The sequence below is a fragment of the Halohasta sp. A2 genome, from assembly GCF_056175805.1.
This window is the reverse complement of sequence record NZ_JAQFWV010000010.1, coordinates 64760-75127: the sequence shown is the minus strand read 5'-3', so window position 1 is coordinate 75127 and position 10368 is coordinate 64760. Positions and strand designations below refer to the sequence as shown.

The 10368-nt window shown below is 60.4% G+C and carries 12 protein-coding genes and 1 tRNA gene; 9 read left to right on the top strand and 4 right to left on the bottom strand.

Annotated elements, in window-relative coordinates:
- Window positions 1-231: 231 nt before the first annotated feature.
- The gene (locus O2S87_RS05130; RefSeq protein ID WP_475407726.1) at window positions 232-366 is read right to left on the bottom strand and encodes a hypothetical protein; all 135 of its coding nucleotides are present in this window, start codon (window positions 364-366) and stop codon (window positions 232-234) included.
- 155 nt (window positions 367-521) lie between these two features.
- Between O2S87_RS05130 and O2S87_RS05125 the strand changes: the two genes are divergently transcribed.
- The 8 genes from O2S87_RS05125 to O2S87_RS05090 all read left to right on the top strand — a co-directional run bounded on the left by O2S87_RS05125 (window position 522) and on the right by O2S87_RS05090 (window position 6322).
- A complete protein-coding gene (locus O2S87_RS05125) occupies window positions 522-1127 on the top strand; it encodes a superoxide dismutase (RefSeq protein WP_475407725.1) in 606 nt (201 codons plus the stop codon).
- Window positions 1128-1295: 168 nt separating this feature from the next.
- Complete coding sequence (gene sod, locus O2S87_RS05120) at window positions 1296-1895, top strand: superoxide dismutase (protein ID WP_475407724.1); 600 nt, start codon at window positions 1296-1298, stop codon at window positions 1893-1895.
- Window positions 1896-2009: 114 nt separating this feature from the next.
- Window positions 2010-2294: a DUF5827 family protein gene (locus O2S87_RS05115; protein ID WP_475407723.1), complete on the top strand. Its 285-nt coding sequence runs from the start codon at window positions 2010-2012 to the stop codon at window positions 2292-2294.
- Between the two features lie 101 nt (window positions 2295-2395).
- Window positions 2396-3394: a thymidylate synthase gene (thyA, locus tag O2S87_RS05110; RefSeq protein ID WP_475407722.1), complete on the top strand. Its 999-nt coding sequence runs from the start codon at window positions 2396-2398 to the stop codon at window positions 3392-3394.
- Window positions 3395-3396: 2 nt separating this feature from the next.
- Complete coding sequence (locus tag O2S87_RS05105) at window positions 3397-3921, top strand: dihydrofolate reductase (protein ID WP_475407721.1); 525 nt, start codon at window positions 3397-3399, stop codon at window positions 3919-3921.
- 55 nt (window positions 3922-3976) lie between these two features.
- Window positions 3977-4576, top strand: a complete 600-nt coding sequence (locus O2S87_RS05100; RefSeq protein ID WP_475407720.1) for a 5' nucleotidase, NT5C type — start codon at window positions 3977-3979, stop codon at window positions 4574-4576.
- Window positions 4577-4709: 133 nt separating this feature from the next.
- Entirely contained in the window at window positions 4710-5453 is a 744-nt protein-coding gene (locus O2S87_RS05095; RefSeq protein ID WP_475407719.1) for an archaeal proteasome endopeptidase complex subunit alpha, read from the top strand.
- A 47-nt stretch (window positions 5454-5500) separates the two neighbouring features.
- The gene (locus O2S87_RS05090; RefSeq protein WP_475407718.1) at window positions 5501-6322 is read left to right on the top strand and encodes an MOSC domain-containing protein; all 822 of its coding nucleotides are present in this window, start codon (window positions 5501-5503) and stop codon (window positions 6320-6322) included.
- A gap of 28 nt (window positions 6323-6350) precedes the next feature.
- On the opposite strand, the gene nadC is transcribed toward O2S87_RS05090, so the two are convergent.
- Genes nadC through nadA form a run of 3 tightly spaced genes read right to left on the bottom strand, consistent with a single transcriptional unit; the run spans window position 6351 to window position 9844 of the window.
- Window positions 6351-7178, bottom strand: coding sequence for a carboxylating nicotinate-nucleotide diphosphorylase (nadC, locus tag O2S87_RS05085; protein ID WP_475407717.1), 828 nt, complete (start codon window positions 7176-7178; stop codon window positions 6351-6353).
- Window positions 7178-8710, bottom strand: coding sequence for an L-aspartate oxidase (locus tag O2S87_RS05080; RefSeq protein ID WP_475407716.1), 1533 nt, complete (start codon window positions 8708-8710; stop codon window positions 7178-7180). The genes nadC and O2S87_RS05080 overlap by 1 nt, the downstream gene beginning before the upstream one ends.
- Entirely contained in the window at window positions 8711-9844 is a 1134-nt protein-coding gene (nadA, locus tag O2S87_RS05075) for a quinolinate synthase NadA (protein ID WP_475407715.1), read from the bottom strand.
- A gap of 363 nt (window positions 9845-10207) precedes the next feature.
- Here nadA and O2S87_RS05070 point away from each other — a divergent pair.
- Window positions 10208-10282, top strand: a tRNA-Glu gene (locus O2S87_RS05070).
- Window positions 10283-10368: the final 86 nt, after the last annotated feature.

Genomic DNA, 10368 nt, shown 5'->3' with positions numbered 1-10368 from the left:
TGTGGGCAGAGGGTTACGAACTTGGTGCTGAATGAGCGCTGGCCGCTCATTCAGCGACATCCACCGTAGAATGGATTTGATTCTATTATTTCATTGGTAGACTTCTGAGTATAATCCAGTCCTATCGTAGGCCGTCGGAATAATATACTAATTTTGACCAATTATTTATTTTCAGACCTTATTTAGTTAGTTTTAGATTCTGTCACTGAATTATGGGTAAGAGACAGGTCTTCAGGCGCGGGAGGATGTCAATATCTGTCGTTCGCACTGGCGCACTCCTCGTTCGACGAACTCGAACTCATCGTGGCCGCCGAACTCCTCTGGGCCTTTGTGGGTGGTGTCGTCCTTCTGTCGATTGTGCTTCATGGAGCGACCGCGAGCGCAATTATGACAGAACTCGATCGCTATCGGCCATCCCACACGAACGCTTGAATCGACGCTGACGTCTCGTACTCACGACACTTCGCCGAATCCCTAACACACAGAAATTTTACGAGGGAGTCGACCGTCATCTCAACAGCATGACGTACGAACTACCAGAACTCCCATACGATTACGACGCACTCGAACCGCACATCGACTCGCGGATCATGGAACTCCACCACGACAAACACCACCAGGGCTACGTCAATGGGGCGAACGCGGCGCTCGACTCGCTCGAAGAGATGCGAGAGTCCGAATCATTTGGTGACATCAAGAGCGTCAAGCGAGCGCTCGCGTTCCATCTGTCGGGTCACGTGAACCACACCATCTTCTGGGAGAACATGCATCCAGACGGTGGCGGTCAACCCGAAGGCGAACTCGCCGACAGAATCGAAGAAGACTTCAACTCGTTCGAAGCGTTCAAAGCCGAGTTCTCGGCGGCCGCCGGTGGCGTCGAGGGTTCTGGCTGGGCGCTGTTGTGCCACGACGCCGCCAGTGACAAGCTGATCGTCGCTGCGGCCGAAAATCACCAGAATCAGACGCCGCAGGCCACGACGCCGATTCTCGTCTGCGACGTCTGGGAACACGCCTACTATCTCCAGTACGAGAACAACCGTGGCGAGTACCTTGAGAACTTCTTCGAGGTCATCAACTGGGACGACGTCGCCCAACGGTTCGAACAGTGTCAGGGCAACACGATCTAGTCGGATCCAACTAGCGCGCTGACACAACTGCGGAAACTATTTTACTTACGCAGTTGTCTGATTGTCACCAAAATACATTATTTGTCGGAGTGTATGTGTCATTTGTTACCGAACTACTCCTCAAGGTTTAACAGTAATCGAGACAATGTGGTAATAGAGGTATTACACATGAGCTACGAATTAGATCCACTTCCGTACGACTACGACGCACTTGAGCCGCATATCGACGAACAGATCCTGACCTGGCACCACGACACCCACCACCAGGGCTACGTCAACGGCTGGAATTCGGCCGAAGAGACGCTGGCCGAGAACCGCGAAAGCGGCGAGTTCGGCTCCAGCGGCGGAGCCATCCGGAACGTGACCCACAACTCCTCGGGTCACATTCTGCACGACCTCTTCTGGCAGAACATGTCCCCAGAGGGCGGCGACGAGCCATCCGGAGCGCTCGCCGAGCGAATCGAAGCGGACTTCGGTTCGTACGACGCCTGGAAGGGTGAGTTCGAAGCCGCAGCCAAGAACGCCAGTGGCTGGGCACTGCTCGTCTACGATTCCTTTTCGAACCAGCTTCGCAATGTCGTGGTCGACAAACACGACCAGGGCGCGATCTGGGGCGGCCACCCGATTCTCGCACTCGACGTCTGGGAGCACTCGTACTACTACCAGTTCGGACCCGACCGCGGCGGGTTCATCGACGCCTTCTTCGAGGTCGTCGACTGGAACGAATCCGAGGAACGCTACGCACAGGCTGTCGAGCTGTTCGAGTAACCGGGCAGTTCACACCTTTTTTTGCGACGCTACGCACCCAGCGACAGCCACGGCTTGATTACCCAGCGACACCAAACCCCATTGTTTTCTTCCCCTGCGGCCGTAGCACCCGTTATGCCACGACCGAAAGACGATTTCGATGAGCTGTATCCGTGTGATTTCTATACGCCCGGTGAACTGCTCGATGAGGACCTGATGTACTCCGTCTACGAAATCGCTCGCCTGCTGCAAGGACTGGAGGTCGACGCCGAGATCGACGAAGGCATCGAAGACATCCTGCTCGACTGGGCGATTCCGTGGATCATGCGCAACGCCGACCAGCTGACAATCGCCGAACCGCCGAGCGACGACGAGCCGGGCTACTACGGTATTAAAAACGAAACCGTCGACGAAGCCTAACCCACACGCGACTACTGCGATCAGCCATTCCAAAATGACTTGTAGATCGGCTTGTTTGCTACAGATACCAACCGCGTCGAACGCGCGGACAGCCACCACACATGCAGCAGTATCTCGATCTCGTCGACAGTACTCTCACTGAGGGAGCGTACAAGCCAAACCGAACCGGCGTAGACACGGTTGCGTCATTCAGCCAGCACTACACGGTCGACCTCCAGAAGGGCTTTCCACTTCTCACCACAAAGGACCTCTCAGGCTTCCGCTGGAACTCCCTGATCCACGAATTCAAATGGTATCTCTCCGGCGAAGAACACATCCGCTCGCTCCGCCAAGAGACCGGTATCTGGGACGCGTGGGCCGACAATGAGGGGCGGTTAGACACCGCCTACGGGCGTTTCTGGCGTCGGTATCCGGTCCCTACCAACGGACTCGACGGCGAGGCATGGCCCGACGAGGACCACCGCTGGCGCAACGACGACGGAACGTTCGACCAGATTCAGTACGTCGTCGACACCCTCACCGAGTCCCCGAACTCGCGTCGACTCGTCGTCTCGGCGTGGCATCCGGCCAACGCCGCCGTGAGTACGCTGCCGCCCTGCCACTACACCTTTGTGTTCAACGTCCAGGGCGACAAACTCAACTGCCATCTGACCCAGCGCTCGGGCGACATCGCGCTCGGCATTCCGTTCAATATCGCTGCCTACTCGCTTTTGACCCATGCGGTGGCCCAAGAGACCGGCTTCGAACCAGGAACCTTTGGGCATACGGTCGTCGACGCCCACGTCTACTGTGGGAAAGGCGACCGCGGCGCGTGGTACGACGAGCATCTGGGCGAACTCCAGTCGCGTCTCGGCGCGGTCGACACGAAAGCGGAGTATCTCGACGTCCGCGAGTGGCTCACCGAGACCGCACCCGCCGAAACCGAAGAGACGGACGGCTACGACCACGTTCCCGGCCTACTCACCCAACTCTCACGGAAGCCACGATCCCGCCCAGCCATCGAGATTGCTGACAAACCGCTGGATGAGCTTGGTTTTGACGACATTCAACTCACAGAGTACGATCCCGCCGAGGGGATTCGGTTCTCGGTCGCAGAGTGACCATGTCGACCGACGACACCCCTTCGGCCCGCGAGGCTCCCGAAATCGCGCTCATTGCGGCTGTCGCCGAAAACGGTGTGATCGGCGTCGACAGCGAGATGCCGTGGCATCTACCCGAAGATCTTCGACATTTCAAGGAAACGACCGTAGGCCATCCGGTGATTATGGGTCGACTAACGTACGAGTCCATCGCCAACGATATCGGCGGTCCACTGCCGGGCCGGACGAACATCGTCCTGAGTCGTCGCTCGCCAGCGCTTGCCGAGGGGGTGATAGTGGTCGACTCGATCGAGGGAGCGGTTGACGCTGCCCGGCAGGCCGCTGATAGCTCCAAAACCGTGTACGTGATCGGCGGAGCGACGATTTATAAACAGTTCCTTCCACAGGCCACCCGACTCGTACTCACCGAAATCGAGTCGATCTATGACGGTGATACGTTCTTCCCTGAATGGGACCGCAGCGAGTGGCACGAAGTCGACCGCGAAACGCGGGATGGCTTCGCCTTTGTCGAGTATCGGCGGCGGTAGCCATTAACTAATTATAAGGGATAGCTTCAGGGGTACTGGGCCCTAATCGCGAGTAATGACACTTCGGTTGGATAGTGGCCCCTCGCAAACAGTCCTCCTCGACGTCGACGGGACATTGTGTGACAATACGCCGCGACTCATCGAGTACGTCCGTGAGCTCTGTGGAGTCGAACTCTCCCGTGAGGCGATCACCGAATGGTCGTACTCGATTCCGGGTACGGAGCTAGATATCGGTGACGTGCTCCATCAGGCAATCGACGAACGACCCGAATGGTTTCTGCTCGGAATGAAGCCGATCGACGGTGCGGCCAAGGCCGCCCGGTGGCTCGACCAACAGGGCCACACCGTTCGGATCGCGACCCATCGACCGGCCGAGAGCCATCCGATCACCGCCCAATGGCTCGACGAACATGACATTCCTCACGAAGAGGTAATTCAGGAGGTCCCGCAGAACAAAGGTCGGCTCGACGGCGACCTGTTAGTCGACGACTACCACGTCAATGTCAGGAACGCACTCGCTGCAGGGAAGGCCGCAGGTCTGTTCGTCCAACCCTACAGCGACCCGACCGCCTGCTCGGAGGCTATCGTCGCCGAAGACTGGTCGACGATGCTTTCGGCGTTGGGTCGGCAGCCACGAGTGGTAGGCGACGACTGAACGGACGGACCTGCGGTATGCGATACAACTCGAACGGGAAGATGTGCCCGGTAGCAAGGGTTTTTCCTGTCTGGACGCATAGCCTCAATCAGATGAACGAGCACGGACAGTCGGCTGACATGTGGAGGATGCGATGAGAGGTAACGACCAGCAGGCCTACGACCGAGGGACCTCGCTGTTCTCGCCGGATGGGCGTATCTATCAGGTCGAGTATGCTCGCGAGGCAGTTTCACGAGGAGCACCGAGCGTTGGGCTCCGAACGACCGATGGGGTCGTACTCGCCGCCCAGAGCCGCGCTGGCTCGCCACTGATGGAGTCTGAAAGTATCGAAAAGCTCCACAAACTCGACGACCACGTCGGCGCTGCAAGCGCTGGTCACGTCGCTGACGCGCGTCAGTTGGTCGACTTCGCCCGTCGACAGGGTCAGGTGAACCGACTCCGCTTCGGTGAGCCGATCGATGTCGAGGCACTGACGAAATACCTCACCGACCACATTCAGGAGAACACCCAGCGTGGCGGAACTCGACCGTACGGGGCAGCTCTCCTCGTTGGCGGCATACAGAACGGCGTCCCGCGACTCTTTGCAGCCGATCCCTCCGGAACACCCAACGAGTGGAAAGCGACCGTCATCGGCGGCTCGGGCCGCGAAATTCAGGAGTTCCTTGAAGACGAGTGGACCGACGAGGTCGACCTCCAGACAGGGCTCGGACTCGCCGCCCGCGCGCTTCGGGTGGCCAACGACGAACTCGGCCCGAGCGAAGTGAGCATCTCGACGATCACCGCCGAGGATGGCTATCAGACACTCTCTGTCGAAGAGATCGAAGACGTCTTCGCCGAGGCAGATATCGACCTCTCCGCGGACGAAACTGACGAGTAGCTACGTTCTGTCGAGACGTTTTTTAGATTCCGTCCAAATCAGTACATATGCCCGAACCGACGCCGACAGTCGACCGACTCACGATCTATCCGATCAAATCACTGGACGGACGGTCGGTTGAGTCGGTCCCGATCGTCGACAACGGTGGGCTCGCGGGTGACCGGGAGTTCGCACTGTTCGACGCCGACGGCGAGTACGTCAACGGCAAGCGCGAGCGCCGCATCCATCGAATTCGAGCCACCTACGAGGGTGAAACCGCACGGATCAACGCGGTCGAGCTGTCGACGGACGACGAACCTCAGCAATTTGCGGCCGACGGACTGGCCGACGGCGGCGAGGCCGTCGACTGGCTGGCCGAACGGATCGCCTATCCGATCTCGCTGGCCCGCGATTCGGCCGGGGGATTCCCCGACGACACGACGGCCTCGGGGCCGACTGTCATCAGCACCGCCACCATTGAGGAGGTGGCGTCGTGGTTCGACGGAATCAGTATCGAAAGTATGCGCCGACGCCTCCGTCCGAACATCGAACTCGGCGGGGTTCCGGCGTTCTGGGAGGACCATCTCTTCGCCGACCGGGACCACCACGTGCAGTTTTCGATTGGTGACGTCTCGTTCCGCGGTATCAATCCCTGCCAGCGGTGTGTCGTGCCGTCCCGCGATCCCGACACCGGCGCGGAGTACGACGGGTTCCAGTCGACGTTCGTCGAAAAGCGACGGGAGACGATGCCCGCATGGAGCGGCGGCGACTGGTTCGATCATGACTTTCGGCTCATGATCAACACGATGGTCCCCGCCTCGGAGTGGGGCGAAACCATCGCTGTCGGCGACGAACTCGCAGTCGGCCGGACCGTACCCACCGATGAGTAGGCAGTGACTACCGATCGGTAAACGGTTGTTACCCGGTTCGGAACGAGTAATCGAGACTGGCCGCGGAGTGCGTCAGCGACCCCATCGAGACGATGTCGACGCCGGTCGCGGCGTAGTTGACGATCGAATCGAGGGTAATCCCGCCGCTGGCTTCAAGCAGCACCTCGCGGTCAGCGGCGTCGATTGCGTCAGAGAGGTCGTCGATGACGTCGCTCAGGGCGGCTGGTGCGAAGTTGTCGAGCAGCACGATGTCGGTTCCCGCCGAAATCGCCCGTCGGGCCTGTTCGGCAGATTCGGCTTCGACCTCGATCTTGGTGGTGAACGACGCGCGTTCGCGGAACGTCGAGACGGCGGCCTCGATTCCGAGTTCGGCGATGTGGTTGTCCTTGATCATCACCATGTGCGAGAGGTCCAACCGGTGTGTATCACCGCCGCCAGCGACAATTGCGCGTTTTTCGAGACCCCGGAGGCCAGGCGTCGTCTTGCGTGTGCCCGCGATACTGACATCGGGGTCGACCTTGCGGGCGCGGTCGACTGCCCGCCGGGTCTCGGTCGCAACCCCGGAGGCATGTCCGGCGAGATTGACCGCGACGCGTTCGGCCCGGAGGGTCTCACGTGCGGAGCCACTTGTTCGGAGGATGACATCGCCCACGTCGACCGGGTCGCCATCCGAGGCGACACCCTGGGCGTCGACGTCGAGATACTCGAAGACCGCCGCCGCGGCGTCGATCCCGGCCGCCACACCGGCTTCTTTAGCGACGAGTCGACCCGTCGTCTCGCCGGGTACGTCGTTGGTCACGTCGTGGTGGCCGACGTCCTCGCGGAGCCAGCGGTCGATCTGCTCGCTCGTGAGCATTAGTCGGACCCTGTTTCGACGGCGGCTGGCTGCTCGGGGTCGGTCTCGGCGAGGTAGTGACAGCCCACGCTCTCGTCGTTGTTCGCGGCGGCGTTGGCGATCAGGATGGCGACGACGGTGGCGTTGCGGAGTTCGTAGAGGCTCCGGGAGGTCCGCGTGCGCGTGTAGGCGTCGACCTCGCCTTTGAGCCGCCGGAGCACCCCCCTGGCACTGTCGATTCCCTCGGTCGTGCGCCGCAAGCCGAGTTCCGAACTCGTGGTCGACTGCAGGCGGTGGAACTTCTCGGCGGCGAACCGTTCGGGAAGCGCGGGGTCGCTGTTGCGGAGCCGCTGGACTTCGATCGGTTTGGCATCGAAGCCGGTGGCGTCCTTTCCTGCGCGAAGGCCCCAGACGAGGCCTTCGAGGAGGCTGGTCGACGCCAGCCGGTTGGCTCCGTGAACGCCAGTCCACGCACACTCGCCAACCGCGTAGAGACGATCGAGGCTGGTTCGGCCACGGTCGTCGACGGCGATCCCGCCACAGAGGAAGTGCTCGCAGGGCGCGACCGGGATTCCTTCGCGCCAGTCGATCTCACGGTCGGCGCAGGTCGACGCGAGGTTCGGGAACGCCTCGTCGAACGGCTCGGCGAGTGGCGAGACATCGAGGGTGACGACGCCGGTGGCGTCGATCTCGTCCTGAACGGCGCGGGCGACCACGTCACGCGGTGCAAGTTCGGCGTCGTCGTGGTACGCAGGCATGAACCGTTCTCCCTCGGCGTTGCGGAGCACCGCCCCCTCGCCCCGGACGGCCTCGCTCAGGAGGAAGGGATCGTCGACCGCTGCGACGGTCGGATGAAACTGGACGTACTCCATGTCATCGACTTCGGCTCCAGCGAGAAACGCCATGGCCATCCCGTCGCCGGTCGAGCCAGCGGGATTGGTCGACTGTTCGTACAGGTCGCCGATCCCGCCGGTAGCGAGGACGGTCGCGCCCGCAAAGACGGGTTCGCCGTCCGGCTCGGTATCGAGCAGCACGCCGTGGACCCGGCCCTCGTGGCGGATTAGTTCCAATGCGGTCGTATCTTCGAGAATTTCGACGTTGTCGACCTTATTTAAATAGGACAAGAAGGGCCGGAGGATGTGTTGGCCTGTCGAGGCGTCGACGTGGAGGATGCGCTCTTTCGAGTGGGCAGCCTCGCGGGCGAAGTCGTACTCCGCGCCGAGCGTGTCGAAATCGATGTCGAGGGTGTCGATAAGCACGTCGCGGACCGCCGGGGCCGCGTTCTCGACGAGGACGTCGACGGCTTCGGGGTCGACGGTGTTCGCGCTAGCCTCGATGATGTCGTTTTTGAGTGAGTTCGGGTCGCCGCGGGTGGTGGCGATGCCGCCCTGGGCCCAATCGGAGGAGGCGTCTTCCGGCTCGCTGGCTTTGGTAACCAGCAGCACCTCGTCGCCCTCACGGGCCGCGGCGAGAGCGGCCGCACAGCCCGCGATGCCGGAGCCGACGACGAGCACGTCGACCCTTCGTGGCGCTGAGTTGGACTGGTAGCTCATTTATAACTCTAGCATGCGGTCGAGGGCCAGACCTGCGAGTTCCTTCTCCTCGGGTGCGACCTTGATGACGTTGTGTTCGCGGCCTGCGGCGAGTTCTTCGAGGACCCACAGGAGGTAGTTGGGGTCGATCTGTCGCATCGCATCGCAGTCCATACAGGCGTCGCCGCACAGCGGCACCACGGTCACGTCGTCGTGCCAGCGGTTGAGGTGTTTGGCGAGGTGGATCTCGGTGCCGATGGCCCACGTCTCACCGGGATCGGCATTTTCGACGACTTCGGTGATCTTTGCTGTACTCCCGACGACATCAGCGGCTTCGACGACCTCACGTCGACATTCGGGGTGGACGACGACGTTGGCGTCGGGATGCTCGGCGCGGACCTCGGCGATGTGGTCGGCAGTGAATCGCTCGTGAACCTGGCAGTAGCCGTCCCAGAGGACGATCTCCGCGTCTTCGAGTTCGTCGGCGTCCTTGGCTTCGGGGTCCCAGGGGTTCCACTCAACGATCGAATCCTCCATCCCGAGCCGGTAGGCGGTGTTCTCGCCGAGGTGTTTGTCGGGGAGAAACAGCACCTTGTCGCCGCGTTCGAAGGCCCATTCGAAGGCCTTGTGGGCGTTCGAGGAGGTACAGACTAGCCCGCCCTGTTCGGCGCAGAAGGCCTTCAGGTCGGCGTAGGAGTTCATGTAGGTGATTGGAATTATCTCGCGTTCTGGGTCCGCGGCGGTGATCTGCTCCCAGGCGGCGTCGACCTGGAGGGCTTCGGCCATCCCAGCCATCGGACAGGAGGCCTCCATGCAGGGGAGGATGACAGTCTGGTCGTCGTCGGTGATGATATCGGCGGATTCAGCCATGAACGTCACTCCACCGAAGACGACGTATTTCGCATCTGCGTCGACGGCGTGCTTGCTCAGCGCGTAGGAGTCACCGATGAAGTCGGCGTGCTCGACGATCTCTCGGCGCTGGTAGTTGTGGCCCAAGATTACTACGTCATCGCCGAGTTCCTCGATGGCGGCCTCGATCCGCGGCGTTCGGTTGGCTTCAGTCAGCTCTCGATAGCTGGCTGGCAACTGTTCCAGATTGTCGTATTTGAACAGACTCAGTTCTGTCTCGAACGTCGCTGTTTCCATATTTAGCATTCAGTCGACACCTGTGAGTGAGTCGACACGGACGGCCGTATTGAAGGATTTTTCTATTCGATATAGATTTTTGATCACTTTTTCTCGGTTTTTGGCTCTATCGAGTATGTAAATGCCTGCGTACACCAGTCACACAGACCGAACCAATTCAATCACGTGATACGTGAATAGGAATCCGACAAGAGCTGGAACAGAACGGATCACAAATGCAGAGCGATGAGATACAGAGCGTCGACACGGGATATCTCCACGGTGTCGTCTCCGTGTTGTCGTGTGGTTTTGTGGGTCGACAGTCCGACACACGCAGGCGTCGAAAGCGCAACTGTTTTGTTAATCAGTGGGATATCATAGAATGCGATACACGCTCTGATGGTGTAGTCCGGCCAATCATATTACCCTCTCACGGTAATGACCGGGGTTCAAATCCCCGTCGGAGCATTTTCTGAACGAAGTGAAGAAATGCGACAGCGGGATTTGGGCAGACGAGTCGTAGCGACCAAACGCAGTGAGGTCGACCGTCTTGG